Genomic DNA, 17137 nt, shown 5'->3' with positions numbered 1-17137 from the left:
GACCATGGACCACCGCACGCCTACCCCCGAAAACCCCTGGCTGGCCCTGCGCAACCTGACCCCGGCGCGCATCGCCCTGGGCCGCACCGGCACCAGCCTGCCTACAGGTGCACAACTGGACTTCCAGTTCGCCCACGCCCAGGCACGCGATGCCGTGCACCTGGCCTTCGACCATGCCGGCCTGGCTACCCAGCTGAGTGACCGCGGGCGCGAAAGCCTGGTGCTGCACAGCGCCGCCAGCGACCGCAACCAGTACCTGCAACGCCCGGACCTGGGGCGACGGCTGAACGAAGATTCGGTTGCCGCGCTGCGCCAGCATGCCCAGGCCAACCCCGGCGGGGTCGACCTGGCCATCGTCGTCGCTGACGGCCTCTCGGCACTGGCCGTGCACCGCCACACCCTGCCGTTCCTGGCGCGCTTCGAGGAACAGGCCGCCGCCGACGGCTGGACCAGCGCCCCGGTGGTGCTGGTGCAGCAGGGCCGCGTGGCAGTGGCCGACGAGGTTGGTGAGCTGCTGGGCGCACGGATGACGGTGATGCTGATCGGCGAACGCCCGGGGCTCAGCTCGCCCGACAGCCTTGGCCTGTACTTCACCTATGCGCCAAAGGTCGGCCTGACCGACGCCTACCGCAACTGCATTTCCAACATCCGCCTGGAGGGCCTGAGTTATGGCATGGCGGCGCACCGCTTGCTGTACTTGATGCGCGAAGCCTGCCGGCGCCAGCTTTCCGGGGTGAATCTGAAGGACGAGGCCGAGGTCCATAGCCTGGAGAGCGAAAACAGCACCGGCCAGAAAGGTAACTTCCTGCTCGGCAAAGGATAAAAAACATGTCACGGAAGGCGGATTGCACTTGCGCCAAGCATTGGGCAGCATGCCTTTGAAAGCTGCTGGCAATCCGCTGTTTCCCCTAATGGACTCTGAGGGCCGCACATGCGCATCATCAAGGCAACCCTGGAACACCTCGATCTGCTTACGCCGATGTTCGTCAAATACCGCGAGTTCTATGGGCAGCTACCCTACCCCGACAGTTCGCGCAGCTTCCTGGAAAAGCGCCTGAAGCGGGATGAGTCGGTGATCTACCTGGCGCTACCCGATGATGATGACGGCAAGCTGCTGGGCTTCTGCCAGCTGTACCCGAGCTACTCGTCGCTGTCGCTGAAGCGGGTATGGATTCTCAACGATATCTACGTGGCCGAGGACTCGCGGCGCATGCTGGTGGCCGACCACCTGATGCGTGAGGCGAAGAAAATGGCCAAGGAAACCAACGCCGTGCGCATGCGGGTGTCAACCAGCGCGGACAATGAGGTAGCGCACAAGACTTACGAATCCATCGGGTTTCGTGAGGATAACGAGTTCAAGAGCTATATCCTGCCGATCAGCCAGGATTGACCTGCACCGGCCCTTTCGCGGGCTCGCCCGCTCCCACAGGTACAGCACAGCCTTAGGAAGCAGTGATATCTCTTTGGGAGCGGGCATGCCCGCGAAAGGGCCGGTACAGGAATACCACCTGCCGTAACCCCCCGCTACAAACTCCCCGGGCATGATCCTGACTTAGCCGTATAATGGCCCACCTGTCGTGTGTGAAAATTTACCCATCCGCAGGTAACCGAGCCTACGCCCAAGAACACAGGTGCTGTACATGGATTTCAACCCGCTGGACCTTATCCTGCATCTCGATGCCTACCTCGATCTGCTGGTCACCAACTACGGTCCCTGGATCTACGCCATCCTCTTCACCGTGATCTTCTGTGAAACCGGGCTGGTGGTCATGCCCTTCCTGCCTGGCGATTCGCTGCTGTTCATTGCCGGCGCCGTGGCCGCCGGTGGCGGCATGGACCCGTTGCTGCTGGCCGGCCTGCTGATGGCCGCCGCGATCCTCGGCGACAGCACCAACTATGTGATCGGCCGCACGACGGGCGAGCGGTTGTTCAACAACCCCAACTCGAAGATCTTCCGTCGCGACTACCTGCAGCGTACCCACGACTTCTATGAACGCCACGGCGGCAAGACCGTGACCATGGCGCGCTTCCTGCCCATCCTGCGCACCTTTGCGCCGTTCGTCGCCGGCATCGCCCACATGCACTACCCGCGCTTCCTCGGTTTCAGTGTCGCCGGTTCGCTACTGTGGGTCGGCGGCCTGGTGACCCTGGGCTACTTCTTCGGCAACGTGCCATTCATCAAACAGCACCTGTCGCTGATGGTGGTGGGCATCATCATCCTGTCGCTGGTACCGATGATCCTCGGCCTGCTGCGTGGCCGTCTGGGCCGCACGGCCAAAGCGCACTGAAACTTGCCGATGTGGTCGTTCAGCGCCTGGCGGCGCAAGCGCACCCTGGCGCGCTATCCCATCACCCCCCAGCAATGGCAGGCCGTGCGCGAGCGCCTGCCAATGCTGGACGGCATCACTGACGAAGAGGATCGCTGGCTGCGTGAAGCCTGCATCCTGTTCCTGCTCGACAAGCACCTCACCTGCCTGCCCGGCGTCGAGCCGGATGACGAGCAGCGCCTGGTGCTGGCGGCCCAGGCGCAGTTGCCGCTGCTGCACCTGGGCGAGCTGAACTGGTACCAGGGTTTCCACGAAATCATCCTCTACCCCGACGACTTCAAGAGCCCCCAGCGCCACCGCGATGCCAGTGGCGTGGAGCACGTGTGGGACGGTGAGCACAGCGGCGAAGCCTGGCAGCAGGGCCCGATCATCCTCGCCTGGAGCGGCGTGCTGGCCAGTGGTGGCTGGGAGGCCTACAACCTGGTCATCCATGAACTGGCGCACAAGCTCGACATGCTCAATGGTGATGCCAACGGCCTGCCGCCGCTGCACAGCGGCATGCCCGTGGATGAATGGGCAACCGCCATGCAACAGGCCTATGACGACCTCAACCGCCAGCTGGACGCCAACCCCGACGCCGAAACCGCCATCGATCCATATGCCGCAGAGAACCCCGCAGAATTCTTTGCCGTAACCAGCGAGTACTTCTTTAGTGCTCCCGACCTGCTGCAACAGGCTTATCCACAGGTCTACCGCCAGTTGTCGCTGTTCTACCGCCAGGACCCGCTGGCGCGCCTGTGCCGGTTGCAGGCCGAACACCCGGAATACCGCGAAAGCCACGCCTGACGGGGCCGCACATCAGGCCAGGCGTGGCATGCCCATGCAGAATGTGCCTATAATCGCCGCCACTTTTTTGGTCAAACACGGGGGCACTGCCCAATGAGCTACAGCAAGATTCCGGCGGGCAAAGACCTGCCGAACGACATCTACGTCGCCATCGAGATCCCGGCCAACCACGCGCCGATCAAATACGAGATCGACAAGGACAGCGATACCCTGTTCGTCGACCGTTTCATGGCTACCCCGATGTTCTACCCAGCCAACTACGGCTTCATCCCGAACACCCTGGCCGATGACGGTGATCCGCTGGACGTGCTGGTCGTTACCCCTTACCCGGTAGCCCCAGGTTCGGTTATCCGCGCCCGTCCGGTCGGCGTGCTGAACATGACCGACGACGGCGGCGGCGACGCCAAGGTCATCGCTGTTCCTCACGACAAGCTGTCGCAGCTGTACGTCGACGTGAAGGAATACACCGACCTGCCAGCCCTGCTGATCCAGCAGATCGAGCACTTCTTTGCCAACTACAAAGATCTCGAGAAGGGCAAGTGGGTCAAGATCGAAGGCTGGGAAGGCGCTGACGCCGCCCGCGCCGCGATCACCAAATCGGTTGCTGCCTACAAGGGCTGATGCCGGTTGCATGAAGAACCCCGCCTCGGCGGGGTTTTTTATGGCCATTCGTCAACACCTGCGTTCGCGGCCCTCTTGTTGAATGACCTGCCTTCGCGGTCGGTTGTAGGAGCGGCCTTGTGTCGCGATCGGGCGCGAAGCGGCCGTAAAATCAGCAAATGCGGTCTCTCAGGTACATCGTGCGGGATGGTTTGGGGCCGCGTCGCGCCCCGTCGCGACACAAGGCCGCTCCTACAGCTACCGCGCCAACGCCTGATGCGGTAATAAATCCTACGCAGTCCTACTCCAACGCCCTACAAACAGGCGCTTTTCACACAAGCTCCATCAACATCCGGTTCATATCCTTGCTGGCACCCCGCCGCTACACTCGCCGCCATGAACACATCCGGTGACAGACTCAAAGCCCTCCTCCACGAATGTGGCCTGACCCCTTCTGATTTCGCCGCCCAGCGCAGCGTCACGCCCCAGCACGTCAACAACTGGCTCAAGCGCGGCGTGCCCCTGGCCCGGCTGGACGAAATGGCGGACCTGTTCTGCGTGCATCGTCGCTGGTTGCGCACGGGCGAAGGCCCCAAACACCACAACCCGATCCTGCGCACCTGCCCACCGGGGCCGGCGCCCGCCAACCCGCCCACGCCGCTATCGGCGCAAGGCGGCCGTACATTGAAGGTGCCCTTTTACGAGCTGCACAACGGCCTGCTGTCGCCCGTGGCCGGCAAACACCTGTGCCTGCCCGCAAAAGCCCTGAAAGGGTTGGGAGTGCATGCCGACGACGCCATCTGCCTGGCCATGCCCGCCAGCAACATGACCCCGCTGATTCCGCTGCAAGCTACCCTGGCCATCGACCTGGGCATGACCCAGGTGGTCGAGGGCGAAACCTATGCCCTGCTGCACAACGGCGTGCTCAGGGTTAACAACCTCAGCCTCGGCCAGCACGGCACGCTGTACCTGCACAGCCATGATCGGCGCAACTATGCGGTCGAACGCTACACCGCCGCCCAGCGCCAGACACAAGGGCTGAAGATACTGGGCTGGGTGTTCCACTGGTCGCATTTCCGCCAGCAACGGCCCGACTGAAACAACCTGTGCCATTTTTTGCTGGGCATCCTGCGCGCGCCCTTGTATGCTACGCCGCACATTCAGCCCCGACCGGCGCAAGCCGCGGTCCAGAGGGCTCGGCGATATCCCACACGGGCATCTGCCATCTCTTTCGGCCCCTTGATGGCCACACAGTTAAGGCGATTGCGGCTTACCATAAATTAGTCGGAAGCGTCCCCGAGAAGCCGGCCACAAGCCGGCTTTTTAATGCCCGCCATTCTCATCCTCTGAACTTTCTGCAGCCTTCCCATGGCCGGGGAATCGCCGTTGCGTGAGCGAAAAAAATCTCATTCGCCATTTTTATGACACTATACTAACGCTCATCCGAAAATCGTCGGATAAATGACGTTTCGCGTGGAGCTTTCACCCTCCTGATCTAGGCTCAAGCCATATGGGAGGAGGTGTAGTCCATGCGCAAATTATTGATTGGCTCGTCGATCCTGGCTTGTCTCGTGGTGTTGGGCGGCTGGTTGAGCCGCCCGCAGCCGTTGCCGGTCAGGCTGCTGGAAGTTGAGCGGGGGCCGGTTGAGACGGTGGTGGCCAACACGCGCGCGGGTACGCTGAAGTCCTGTCGACGCTCGCACCTGTCCTTCAATGTCGGCGGCCAGGTTGCCGAGTTGCTGGTCAGCGAGGGCCAGCGGGTCCAGCCGGGTCAGGTGCTCATGCGCCTGCGGCAGGACGAGCAACAGGCCAGGCTGCAGGAAGCCGAGGCGCGGCTGGAGGCCCAGCGCAACACCCGCGAACAGCGCTGCCAGCAAGCTCTCCTGGACCGACGCGACCTTGATCGCCTGGGCCAGCTGGCCGACCGCAAGTTGATTGCCGCCGATCGCCTCGATCAGGCGGCAACCAAGGCCAACCTGGCGAAGCTGATGTGCAGTGCCAGTGCCGTGTTGATACGCGAGGCCGACGCCAGCCTGCAGTTGCAGCGCTCACTGCTGGAACAGACGACTCTGCGCGCGCCATTCGCCGGCATCGTCGCAGAAATCAACGGCGAACTCGGCGAGTTCGTCACCCCTTCGCCGCCAGGTATTCCCACGCCGCCAGCAGTCGACCTGATCGACGACAGCTGCCTGTATGTAGAGGCACCGATCGATGAGGTGGACGCTGCCCGGGTTCACCCAGGAACCGCCGTACGGATCAGCCTGGATGCCTTCCGTGGTCAGCATTTCACCGGCCGCGTCAGCCGCATCGCGCCCTATGTGCGCGAACTGGAGAAGCAGGCGCGCACCGTCGATGTCGAGGTGCGCTTCGACCAGCCGCCGGCAGACCTGGCCCTGCTCACCGGTTATAGCGCCGATGTCGAGATCCTCCTGGAGCAGCACACGGGTGCCTTGCGCATCCCCACCGAGACCCTGCTGGAGGGGCAGCGCGTGCTGCGATATGACCCGAGCGCCCGGGTGTTGCGCGAGGTGCAGGTGCAAACCGGGCTGAGCAACTGGCGCTGGACCGAGGTGCTTGCAGGGCTGGACGAGGACGCACGCATAGTCGCCAGCCACGAGCAGGAAGGGCTCAAGGATACCGTGGCGGTGATCCCTGTGGATGCCGCGGAGACCGAGAAATGATCCGCCTGCGCGGCGGTAGCCGCAGCTTCCAGTTGGGCGAGCAGCAGGTGATGGGGCTGGATGGCCTGGACCTGGACATCGCCGCCGGTGACTACATGGCGGTGATGGGCCCGTCAGGCTCGGGCAAGTCGACCCTGCTGAACATCCTCGGCCTGCTCGACGCGCCGAGCGCCGGCGAATACTGGCTGCAGGGCGAGGCCACGGCGTCGCTGAGCGAGGCGCGCCGCGCCCAGTTGCGCAGCCGACTGATAGGTTTCGTGTTCCAGTCCTACCACCTGATCGCACGGCTGACGGTGCTGGAAAACATCGAGCTGCCGATGGTCCTCGCCGGCATTGGTGCGGCACAACGGCGCAAGCGCAGCAGCCAATTGGTGGCACGCCTGGGGCTGGGCGAGCGCATTGCCCACCGCCCGGCCGAGCTGTCCGGTGGCCAGCGCCAGCGCGTCGCGATCGCCCGGGCGATGGTCATGCAACCGGCGCTGCTGTTGGCCGACGAACCCACCGGCAATCTCGATAGCCAGGCCGGCGCAGAGGTCTTCAGCCTGCTGGAGGAGCTCAACGGCGAGGGCCTGACCCTGATAGTGGTGACCCACGATGCCAGCCTGGGCGCCCGTGCACAGCGCCAGCTGCACATGCGTGACGGGCGGATCCACAGTATTGCGCCGCAGTGGGCGCGGGCCTGATGCGCGCTGCCGATGCCCTGGGCTTCTGGCTAGGTGCCTTGCGTGGGCATCGCTCACGCAGCCTGATGCTACTGCTGGCCATCGCTATCGGGGTGGTCGCGGTCAATCTGCTCACCGGTCTTGGCGCGGGGGCGCGGGCCTTCGTCCTGAACGAGTTCTCGCTGCTCGGGCGCGACATACTCATCGTTTTCCCGGGGCGCAAGGAAACCACCGGGCGAATGCCGCCGCTCACCGGGCTGACGCCACACGAGTTGACCTTGCAGGATGTCCAGGCCATCACCCGGTTGCCGGGCATCCGCCGGGTCGCGCCGCAGCAGGCCGGGCAGATGGAGGTAATAGTCGGCAACCGCAATCGTGAGGTGCTGACGCTGGGCACCACCCGGGACTTCTTCGCCATTCGCCAACTGACGGTCGTACAAGGCCAGCCCCTACCGACGCTGGACCCTGAGCAGGCTGAAGCCGTCTGCGTGATCGGCGGCAAACTCCGGCGCGAACTGTTCGGGGCTCGCCCGGCCCTGGGTGAATGGTTGCGCGCCGGCGACCGGCGCTTCCGGGTGGTCGGCATTCTCGGTGAGCGGGGCGAATCGTTGGGGATGGATTTCGCCGAGATGTTGATCATCCCGGTGGCCAGTGCACAGGCCTTGTTCAATAGCGAGGGGTTGTCGCGGGTGTTTGTCGAGGTGCATGGTCCGAGCTTTCTCGACCGTAGCAAGCAGCTGATACTCGCCGCGCTCAAGGAGCGTCACGAGGGTGAGGAGGACGTTACCCTGGTCAGCCAGGACAGCCTGCTCAGCGCCTTCGACCAGATACTCGCGGTGCTGACCCTGGCGGTGGCTGGCATTGCCGCGATCAGCCTGCTGGTGGCAGGCATCCTGATCATGAACGTGACCTGGATTGCAGTGAGCCAGCGCAGCGCCGAGATCGGCCTGCTCAAAGCCATAGGCGTGACGGCGGCGCAGCTGCGCCTGCTGTTCCTCGGCGAGGCAGCGCTGTTGGCCCTGACAGGGGCACTGGCAGGGCTGCTGCTGGCCGAAACCTTGCTCTGGCTGGGGCGCCTGGCGTTCGATCTGCCGCTCTATGCCCCCTGGTGGGCGCGGGCTGGAGCAGTGCTGCTGGCACTTGGCACGGCGCTGCTGTTCGCCTGGCTGCCGGCCGCTCGGGCCTCGGCGCTGGAGCCGGTGGCGGCGCTACGCCCGCCGGGGGCGCACTGATGCGCTGGCAAGATGGTTTCCGGCTGACCAGCTCGGCGCTGACCTGCCGCCCGCTGCGCAGCCTGCTGACCCTGCTCGGGGTAGCGATCGGCATAGCCGCCGTGGCGCTGCTCACGGCCATCGGCGAGGGCGTGCGCGGCTATGTGCTGGAGAACTTCTCGCAGTTCGGTACTCGGATCATCACCGTGCGCCCGGGCAAGACCCAGACCAGCGGCCTCGGCGGCCTGCTCGGCAGCGTACGGCCACTGACCATCAGTGACACCGATGCCCTGCGGCGCTTGCCGCATGTCGAGGCAGCTGTGCCGATCATTCAGGGTAGCGGGGATGTCCAGTTCGGCCAGCTGAGCCGGCGCAGCGACATTCTCGGTAGTGGCCATCAATTGGCACAGGCCTGGCGCATGCAGCTGAGCCTGGGCGAGTTCCTGCCCGCGGCCCGTGACGGTCGTTCGCCGCCCTATGTGGTGCTCGGCCATCAGCTGCGTGCCGAGCTGTTCGGTGCGCGCAATCCGCTGGGCGAGTTGATTCGCGTCGGCGGCGTGCGTTTCCGGGTGATCGGCGTGATGGAAAAGAAGGGCCAGTTGCTCGGTTTCAACCTCGACGATATCGCCTACATCCCGGTGGATTGGGCGCAAAGCCTGTTCAACCGCACCGGGGTGGTCAAAGCCCATGTAGTGTTCGGCGCAGGCACCACTTCAAAGGCGTTGAGCCGGCAGATTCGCGAGGTGCTTGGCGAACGGCACGGCGCGGAGGACTTCAGCCTGACCACCCAGGATGACATGCTGCGCAGCTTCAACCGCGTGCTCGGCACCCTGAGCCTGGCCATCGGTGCCTTGGGGGGTATTTCGCTGTTGGTTGGCGCGGTCGGCATTCTCACCATCATGACGACCGCTGTGGGCGAGCGCACGGCGGAAATCGGCCTGTTGCGGGCGATTGGCGCCAGCCCGCGGCAGGTGCTCGGGCTGTTTCTCGCCGAAGCGACGCTGCTGTCCATGGCCGGTGGCTTGCTTGGCCTGCTGTTGATGGGCCTGCTGCTCGGGCTACTGCACCTGGCCATGCCGAGCCTGCCCTTGGCGCTGCATCCGCTGTTTCTGCTACTGGCGCTGCTGCTGGCGGCGGTGCTCGGCATTCTCGCCGGCCTGGCTCCGGCCGTGCGGGCGGCCCGCTTGCATCCGGTGGCGGCGCTGCGCATCGAGTAGCGGCCAGGCCAAAGAGCCCCTTGATGGGGCTGCTTTGCAGCCCTTCGCGGGCACGCCCGCTCCCACAGGTCCCGCGCATGTCCTGGCTACAGCGCCATCCCTGTGGGAGCGGGCGTGCCCGCGAAGGGCCGCAAGGCGGCCCCAGATTCTGCATGCCATGCGCTTCGTCAGTCATACCCACCGCAAGCTGACAGAAAAGTAATCTGAAGCTCAGCCAGCTGACAGCGCAGGTCCGCTAGCGTGAAGGAAGATTGTGGGGCTTCTCGACCCACGGGCTGGGGCGTTCAACCGCCTGAACACCAGCAACTTTTCGACTGACTGGACGCAACGGCATGCAAAGCAAAACCACCAGACGCTCCTTCGTCAAAGGCCTTGCCGCTACCGGACTGCTTGGCGGGCTGGGCATGTGGCGCACGCCGGTCTGGGCCGTGACCAGCCCCGGCCAACCGAATGTGCTGAGCGGCACCGACTTCGACCTCTACATCGGTGAGCTGCCGGTCAACATTACCGGCGCTGCGCGCACAGCGATGGCCATCAACGGCTCCATTCCCGGGCCCATCCTGCGCTGGCGCGAAGGCGATACCGTGACGCTGCGTGTGCGCAACCGCTTGCAGCAGGACACCTCCATCCACTGGCACGGCATCATCCTGCCGGCGAACATGGACGGCGTGCCGGGCCTGAGCTTCCATGGCATCGCCCCCGACGGCATGTATGAGTACAAGTTCAAGGTCCAGCAGAACGGCACCTACTGGTACCACAGCCACTCCGGTTTCCAGGAGCAGGTCGGGGTGTATGGCGCCCTGGTCATCGACGCGAAAGAGCCTGAGCCGTTCACCTATGACCGGGACTACGTGGTCATGCTCAGCGACTGGACGGATGAAGACCCTGCACGGGTGCTGTCCAAGCTCAAGAAGCAGTCCGACTACTACAACTACCACAAGCGCACGGTGGGCGATTTCGTCAACGATGTGAGCGAAATGGGCTGGTCCGCCGCGGTAGCCGACCGCAAGATGTGGGCCGAGATGAAAATGAGCCCCACCGATCTCGCTGACGTGAGCGGCTACACCTACACCTACCTGATGAACGGCCAGGCCCCCGACGGTAACTGGACGGGCGTGTTCAAGCCGGGCGAAAAAATCCGCCTGCGCTTCATCAATGGCTCGGCCATGACGTATTTCGATGTGCGAATTCCCGGCTTGAAGATGACGGTTGTCGCGGCGGACGGGCAGCATGTAAAGCCCGTTTCGGTCGACGAGTTCCGCATTGCCGTTGCCGAAACCTACGATGTCATCGTCGAACCCGAAAGCGAGCAGGCTTACACCATTTTCGCCCAATCCATGGACCGTACCGGGTATTCCAGGGGCACCCTGGCGGTTCGCGAGGGCTTGCAGGCCCCTGTTCCCGCTGTCGATCCACGGCCGACCATTTCCATGAGCGATATGGGCATGGACCATGGCGGTATGGGCGGCATGGATCACGGCAGCATGGCCGGCATGGACCACGATGACATGGCAGGCATGGACCACGGCAGCATGGCCGGCATGGACCATGGCGAAATGGCTGGCACCAGCGCGCCCATGCAGAGCCACCCAGAGTCCGAGACCAACAACCCCCTGGTCGACATGCAAACGATGACCCCGACGCCAAAACTGGGCGATCCGGGCATCGGCCTGCGTGACAACGGCCGCCGTGTGCTGACCTATGCCGACCTGCGCAGCACCTTCCCGGACCCGGACGGCCGCGCGCCTGGTCGCACAATAGAGTTGCACCTAACCGGCCACATGGAAAAGTTCGCCTGGTCCTTCGACGGCATCAAGTTTTCCGATGCCGAGCCACTGCGCCTCAAGTATGGTGAGCGCCTGCGCATCACCCTGGTCAACGACACCATGATGACTCACCCCATCCACCTGCATGGCATGTGGAGCGACCTGGAGGATGAGAACGGCAACTTCATGGTGCGCAAACACACGATCGACATGCCGCCTGGCTCAAAACGAAGCTATCGCGTCACGGCAGATGCCTTGGGGCGTTGGGCCTATCACTGTCACCTGCTGTTCCACATGGAAATGGGCATGTTCCGCGAAGTCCGCGTGGACGAATGAACTGGAGATCCGAGATGAGCAAACCAATGAAACGAAGCGCGTTTTTTCTCTCTGCTGCGATAGCCGGCCTGTTTGCAGTTTATGCCCCATCATCCTGGTCCGACGGCAACGATCAGCAGTCTGCCGATGCCAAGGAAGCCAGGAGTGCCCAAGGCATGGACCATGGCGCCATGAAAGGGATGGATCACAGCTCGATGAAAGGTATGAACCATGACGCCATGAAGGGTATGGACCATGGTTCGATGCAGGGCATGGACCACGGCAAGATGATGGAATCCCATGGCAGTAACAAAGCCAAGGCAGGGAAAGATGCTCAATAGCCTGGCACGACCATCGCTGCTGGCACTGACCGTTACGCTGGGGGCGCTGGGTGCTGCGCCCAGCTTCGCCGCTGAAGAAATGGACCATTCGATGATGGACCACGGCGAGATGGATCATGGCAGCATGCAGGGCATGGACCATGGCGCGATGAATCATGGAGCTATGAATCATGAGGCTATGGACCATTCGACAATGAACCAAGGCTCGGCGGATACACCGACAACAAGCCGTACCCCGATCCCGGTGCTGACCGATGCCGACCGCCAGGCAGCCTTCCCCCCATTGGGTGGGCATCAGATGCACGACAGTGCTATCAACAGCTTCTTCCTGCTGGATCAGCTCGAGTACCAGGATGCGGATGAAGGCAGCACGCTGGCCTGGGATGCTTCTGGCTGGGTAGGCGGCGATATCAACCGGCTGTGGATCCGCTCCGAAGGTGAACGCACCAACGGTGTCACCGAGGATGCCGAATTGCAGCTGCTGTACGGCCGCTCGATCAGCCCATGGTGGGATGTGGTTGCCGGGGTGCGCCAGGACTTCAAGCCTGAATCCCCCCAGACCTGGGCGGCGTTCGGTATCCAGGGCATGGCGCTTTACGACTTCGAAGCCGAAGCCACCGCGTTCATTGGCGAGAACGGCCAGACTGCCGCGCGCCTGGAAGGCGACTACGACATTCTGCTGACCAACCGCCTGATCCTGCAGCCGACCGCTGAAGCCAATTTCTATGGCAAGAACGACCCTGGGCGCGGTGTGGGTTCCGGCCTGGCAAATACCGAAGTCGGGCTGCGCCTGCGCTATGAAATTGTCCGCCAGTTCGCCCCCTACATCGGCATCACCTGGAGCCGCTCCTACGGCAAAACCGCCGATTTCGTCCGCGACGACGGTGGTGATGTGGATGAAGCGCGTTTCGTGGCCGGTATCCGCATGTGGTTTTGAGAACCAGACATGAAAAGAACAATAACAACGCTTGTTGCAGCAGGCGCGGTGGCCAGCGTGGCCGTGCTGGGTGCTGCGTACTCTGGCCTGGTCAATGTGGGGGCCGATGATCCCCATTTCCCCGCCGTGCATGCCTTTCTGGCCATGGCACGGGACCGCTCGATCGCAGTACGGGCCAGGGACATCGAGGTGCCAGACCTGAAAGATGAAGCGCTGATTCGTACCGGCGCCGGTAACTACAATGCCATGTGCATCGGCTGCCACCTTGCCCCTGGCGTCGAGAAGACCGAGCTCAGCCAGGCTCTGTATCCATCACCCCCCAACCTGACCAAAAGCGGGATCGGTAGCGACCCCGCTGCGGCGTTCTGGATCATCAAGCACGGCATCAAGGCCTCCGGCATGCCGGCCTGGGGCAAGAGCATGGGCGATGAATACATCTGGGGCATCGTCGCCTTCCTGGATCAGCTCCCCCAGTTGAACGCCCAGCAGTACAAAACGATGGTCGCGGCCAGTGGCGGCCACCAGCATGGTGGTGGCGAAAGTGAAATGCACAACCATGAAGGCCAGCACCGCGGCAACGTGCCTGGCCACCATGGTGAGCAGGCCTCGGGCGCAAGCCAGCATGATGAGGGGCATTCAAAGGCCCATACTCATCGCGATGGCAAGCAGCACATGCATAAAGACTGAAGGCAGGTTACGCAGCACGCGATCCGCCGGGTCCAGCGGGCCAGCAGGTGTATACCGACAGGTTTGCAGCGCCTATGAGACCGAGCGCCGCCCGCGCGGCGCTTCGCGGGGCAAGCCCGCTCCCACATTTGTTGCAACGTGGCCATGTCTGTGAGGCCATGGTTGTCAGCCTTGGCGCACGACTCAAGATAGGTGGGGCGGCAGCAGCGCCAACGGGGAGATATCGCCAGTCCAACAAAGCGGGCAACCATGGCCTGACAGGTTTGGCACGTTGCAACAAATGTGGGAGCGGGCTTGCCCCGCGAAGCGCCGCGCGGGCGGCGCTCGGTCTCATAGGCGCTGAAATTGCTAAGGCGAACACCTTGCGGCCTTCACACAACCTGAAGGCAAACGCTCACTGCCCCATGCCCAGCTCGGCATCATCCATCAGCGCCTTGGCCATCGCACTCAGGTAGTGCGCAGCCCAGATCATCATCGGCTTCTCATCCATCAGGCCGGTGATGGTCAGTTCGCGGACATAGCCCATCAACTCTGAGGACTGCTCGCGGGCATCGCGGCAGGGGATGCCGGGCTCGATGCGGAACAGTGGATGGGTGCCGTGTTCGCCTTGGTAGAAGGTGGTTTTGCCGACGGTGAACTGGGTGTCTTCTGTGGTCATTGTTGAATCCCCCTGAAATTTCTCGACTGCTTGCTCTGGCCCTTTCGCGGGCACGCCCGCTCCCACAGGTACTGTGCAAGTCTTGAGTACTGTGAAGATCCTGTGGGAGCGGGCGTGCCCGCGAAGAGGCCGGAACAGGCAACACATTGCTTAGGCCCTAGTGCAAAGTCCTGGGCCCAGTGGGCATCTGCACCTGAATCAATGCCGACTCCAGCAAAGCCCGCAGCGTCTCCAGTTCATGCATCGACGTCATCATCAAAACCGACGCCGGCGACTTGGGCGGCAGCAGCATGGCCTGATGCACAACGGTCGCAGCGCACAGCGCATAGTCCGTGGCCTGGATCAGGGTGTCTTCAAGGGAATGAATATCGTGGGGTGGATCGAGGACAATCTTAAGCATGGTGACACTCTCTATAGGTTGGCTAGAGCTGCCACTCATGACTTGCAGTGTGATGGGTGGCAGCCACGTACGGGTCTGCAAGACCGGCAGAGAGCAAAATCCGGCAGGTTCGAAAACCTCCCGTACGCAGCCACCATTAAGCGCGCGCAATGGCATGCCATTGGCATCGGTGATCGGCATTTTGCTCTGGACAGGCTTGCAGGCCCGGTCGCTGATTTGGCAACGACAGGGCCACACTAGGCCGCCAGGAACACCACCGCAATGGCTCAAGGGCGCTAGGAAGCTATTTCAGAAATGGCCTACGCGCAACGGGAAAAATCTGATTATCAGAAGTCATACCACGGCTCGAATGAAGGGATATCTCGGTAAACCCGTCAGCCCTTCACACACACCACCTGCCGCAAGGTGTGCACCACCTCCACCAAGTCCTGCTGCGCGCGCATCACCGCATCGATGTCCTTGTAGGCCATGGGGATCTCGTCGATCACCTCCTTGTCCTTGCGGCATTCCACATGCGCCGTGGCCCGCCGCTGGTCTTCCACGGTGAAGCGGCTCTTGGCCTTGGTCCGGCTCATCACCCGGCCGGCACCATGGCTGCAGGAACAGAAAGACTCCTCGTTGCCCAGCCCTCGCACGATGAAGCTCTTGGCCCCCATCGAGCCGGGAATGATGCCCAACTGCCCTTTCTGCGCCGACACCGCCCCCTTGCGCGTCACCAGCACCTCTCGGCCAAAATGCTGCTCGCGCTGCACATAGTTATGGTGGCAGTTCACCGCTTCCAGGCTGGCCTCGAACGGTTTGCCCAGCGCCTTGCGAGCCGCACCGACCACCGCCAGCATCATCAGTTCGCGGTTCTGCCTGGCGTAGTCCTGCGCCCACTCCACCGCTTCGACGTAGTCGGCGAAATGGCGGCTGCCTTCCTCGAAATACGCCAGGTCCTTGTCCGGCAGGTTGGCCAGGTGCTGGCGCATGTCGGCCTGGGCCAGTTCGATGAACAGGTTGCCGATGGCATTGCCCACGCCCCGGGAGCCGCTGTGCAGCATGAACCAGACGCGGTCGGCCTCGTCCAGGCACACCTCGATGAAGTGGTTGCCGCCGCCCAGCGTCCCCAGGTGATGGCGGTTATTGGTCTTCTCCAGCCGCGGGTACTTGTCGGTGATGGCCTTGAAGCGCCCGGCCAACCGCCCCCAGGCCTTGTCAGCCTGGGCCGGCACATCGGCCCAGGCGCCCTGGTCGCGTTTGCCGAAGGTCTTGCCATGCGGCACGGCGTGCTCGATGGCATTGCGCAGGCCATGCAGGTTATCCGGCAAGTCGCGGGCGTGCAGCGACGTGCGCGCGGCGATCATTCCGCAGCCGATATCCACACCCACCGCGGCGGGGATGATCGCGCCAACCGTGGGGATCACACTGCCGATGGTCGAGCCCTTGCCCAGATGCACGTCCGGCATCACAGCCAGGTGCTTGAAGATGAACGGCATCCTCGCCTTGTTGAGCAGTTGCTTGCGGGCGTCGCCTTCCACCGGTACGCCGTCGGTCCACAACTTGACCGGTTTGCCGCCGGCGACCTGAAGAATGTCCATGGGGCTGTTCCTCGAATGCATAGCGGAATGATACCGCCAAAGGTCGTAGAGCCGTCGATTGCCAGCGAGGTGGCAATGTGCTGTATGCTTGGCGGGTCTTCAGGGCGGGGTGAAAGTCCCCACCGGCGGTAAATCGAAAGATGAGCCCGCGAGCGCCCCGGCCATGCCGGGGGTCAGCAGATCTGGTGAGACTCCAGAGCCGACGGTCATAGTCCGGATGAAAGAAGGCGTCAGGCAGGGGCCATCCGGGCGCCCCTGCGCGCGCATTTTGTTCGCCCCGAGACGTTCATCGATCATTCACGAGGAGCGTTTCATGTCCACCAGGCACCACCCACAATTCCCCAATGTCAGCGCCGCCATCGCCGCCTTCCGGGCCGGGCGCCCTGTGCTGCTGCTCGACGACGACGACCGCGAGGACGAAGCGGACATCATCGCCGCCGCCGAGAACATCTCGCTGCAGACCATGGCCATGATGATTCGCGATTGCAGCGGCATCGTCTGCCTGTGCCTGGACGAGGCCACCGTCGACGAACTGCAACTGGCACCCATGGTGCAGAACAACCAGGCACGCCATGGCACCGGCTTTACCGTCACCATCGAGGCGGCGGAAGGCATTACCACCGGGGTGTCCGCCCAGGACCGCATCACCACCATTGGCGCGGCATTGCGCTCTACTGCGGAGCAGCGCCATATCGTCAGCCCGGGGCATGTATTCCCGCTGCGCGCCCGCAATGGCGGGGTGCTGACCCGCCGTGGCCACACCGAAGGCTCGGTGGACCTGGCACGCCTGGCCGGGTTGCGCCCGGCGGCAGTGCTGTGCGAACTGATGAACCCCGATGGCACGATGGCCCGTGGCGAGCAAGTGGCGGTGTATGCGCGGCAATACAATCTGCCGGTGCTGACCATCGAGGAACTGGCGCGGTACCGTGAGGCCATGCTGGAGCTGGAAGCAGAGCCAGCCTGACAGGC

At 63.3% G+C, this 17137-nt stretch carries 18 protein-coding genes and 1 riboswitch; of the genes, 15 read left to right on the top strand and 3 right to left on the bottom strand.

All coding sequences use genetic code 11. From position 1 onward, the window contains the following. Window positions 1–4 precede the first annotated feature (4 nt). The 14 genes from eutC (at window position 5) to GYA95_RS21505 (ending at window position 13530) form a co-directional block, all read left to right on the top strand. Window positions 5–823, top strand: a complete 819-nt coding sequence (eutC, locus tag GYA95_RS21570) for an ethanolamine ammonia-lyase subunit EutC (protein WP_015268799.1) — start codon at window positions 5–7, stop codon at window positions 821–823. A gap of 108 nt (window positions 824–931) precedes the next feature. Further along, window positions 932–1390 (top strand): GNAT family N-acetyltransferase, encoded by a 459-nt coding sequence (locus GYA95_RS21565; protein WP_003257044.1) that lies wholly within the window; start codon window positions 932–934, stop codon window positions 1388–1390. Between the two features lie 250 nt (window positions 1391–1640). Continuing rightward, entirely contained in the window at window positions 1641–2288 is a 648-nt protein-coding gene (locus tag GYA95_RS21560; protein WP_015268798.1) for a DedA family protein, read from the top strand. A 9-nt stretch (window positions 2289–2297) separates the two neighbouring features. Beyond that, window positions 2298–3113, top strand: coding sequence for a M90 family metallopeptidase (locus GYA95_RS21555; protein ID WP_015268797.1), 816 nt, complete (start codon window positions 2298–2300; stop codon window positions 3111–3113). 93 nt (window positions 3114–3206) lie between these two features. Then, the gene (gene ppa, locus GYA95_RS21550) at window positions 3207–3734 is read left to right on the top strand and encodes an inorganic diphosphatase (protein WP_003255365.1); all 528 of its coding nucleotides are present in this window, start codon (window positions 3207–3209) and stop codon (window positions 3732–3734) included. A 375-nt stretch (window positions 3735–4109) separates the two neighbouring features. Then, window positions 4110–4811: an XRE family transcriptional regulator gene (locus GYA95_RS21545; RefSeq protein WP_015268796.1), complete on the top strand. Its 702-nt coding sequence runs from the start codon at window positions 4110–4112 to the stop codon at window positions 4809–4811. A 431-nt stretch (window positions 4812–5242) separates the two neighbouring features. After that, entirely contained in the window at window positions 5243–6394 is a 1152-nt protein-coding gene (locus GYA95_RS21540; protein WP_015268795.1) for an efflux RND transporter periplasmic adaptor subunit, read from the top strand. Further along, window positions 6391–7077: an ABC transporter ATP-binding protein gene (locus GYA95_RS21535; RefSeq protein WP_015268794.1), complete on the top strand. Its 687-nt coding sequence runs from the start codon at window positions 6391–6393 to the stop codon at window positions 7075–7077. The genes GYA95_RS21540 and GYA95_RS21535 overlap by 4 nt, the downstream gene beginning before the upstream one ends. After that, window positions 7077–8288, top strand: coding sequence for an ABC transporter permease (locus GYA95_RS21530; protein WP_043936052.1), 1212 nt, complete (start codon window positions 7077–7079; stop codon window positions 8286–8288). Before GYA95_RS21535 ends, GYA95_RS21530 begins: the two co-directional genes overlap by 1 nt. Next, a complete protein-coding gene (locus tag GYA95_RS21525) occupies window positions 8288–9484 on the top strand; it encodes an ABC transporter permease (protein WP_015268792.1) in 1197 nt (398 codons plus the stop codon). Before GYA95_RS21530 ends, GYA95_RS21525 begins: the two co-directional genes overlap by 1 nt. Window positions 9485–9816: 332 nt before the next feature. After that, entirely contained in the window at window positions 9817–11586 is a 1770-nt protein-coding gene (locus tag GYA95_RS21520) for a copper resistance system multicopper oxidase (RefSeq protein WP_015268791.1), read from the top strand. A 14-nt stretch (window positions 11587–11600) separates the two neighbouring features. After that, a complete protein-coding gene (locus tag GYA95_RS21515; protein ID WP_015268790.1) occupies window positions 11601–11906 on the top strand; it encodes a hypothetical protein in 306 nt (101 codons plus the stop codon). Continuing rightward, a complete protein-coding gene (locus tag GYA95_RS21510; protein WP_015268789.1) occupies window positions 11896–12843 on the top strand; it encodes a copper resistance protein B in 948 nt (315 codons plus the stop codon). The genes GYA95_RS21515 and GYA95_RS21510 overlap by 11 nt, the downstream gene beginning before the upstream one ends. 9 nt (window positions 12844–12852) lie before the next feature. Next, on the top strand, window positions 12853–13530 hold the full coding sequence (locus GYA95_RS21505) for a c-type cytochrome (protein ID WP_043935276.1): 678 nt from the start codon (window positions 12853–12855) through the stop codon (window positions 13528–13530). A 394-nt stretch (window positions 13531–13924) separates the two neighbouring features. Here GYA95_RS21505 and GYA95_RS21500 read toward each other — a convergent pair whose 3' ends face one another. The 3 genes from GYA95_RS21500 to GYA95_RS21490 all read right to left on the bottom strand — a co-directional run bounded on the left by GYA95_RS21500 (window position 13925) and on the right by GYA95_RS21490 (window position 16168). Continuing rightward, complete coding sequence (locus GYA95_RS21500) at window positions 13925–14188, bottom strand: DUF3077 domain-containing protein (RefSeq protein WP_015268787.1); 264 nt, start codon at window positions 14186–14188, stop codon at window positions 13925–13927. Between the two features lie 157 nt (window positions 14189–14345). Next, window positions 14346–14588, bottom strand: coding sequence for a hypothetical protein (locus GYA95_RS21495; protein ID WP_161551500.1), 243 nt, complete (start codon window positions 14586–14588; stop codon window positions 14346–14348). 374 nt (window positions 14589–14962) lie between these two features. Further along, on the bottom strand, window positions 14963–16168 hold the full coding sequence (locus GYA95_RS21490) for an RtcB family protein (RefSeq protein ID WP_015268785.1): 1206 nt from the start codon (window positions 16166–16168) through the stop codon (window positions 14963–14965). 91 nt (window positions 16169–16259) lie between these two features. Further along, window positions 16260–16401: riboswitch (FMN riboswitch) on the top strand. 80 nt (window positions 16402–16481) lie between these two features. On the opposite strand from GYA95_RS21490, the gene ribB reads away from it, so the two are divergent. Further along, window positions 16482–17132, top strand: a complete 651-nt coding sequence (ribB, locus tag GYA95_RS21485; RefSeq protein WP_015268784.1) for a 3,4-dihydroxy-2-butanone-4-phosphate synthase — start codon at window positions 16482–16484, stop codon at window positions 17130–17132. Window positions 17133–17137 lie beyond the last annotated feature (5 nt).

Origin of the sequence: Pseudomonas asiatica (assembly GCF_009932335.1) — a bacterium.
Classification (GTDB): Bacteria; Pseudomonadota; Gammaproteobacteria; order Pseudomonadales; family Pseudomonadaceae; genus Aquipseudomonas; species Aquipseudomonas asiatica.
The sequence above is the reverse complement of the archived record's forward strand: the minus strand, read 5'-3'. Positions and strand labels throughout refer to the sequence as shown.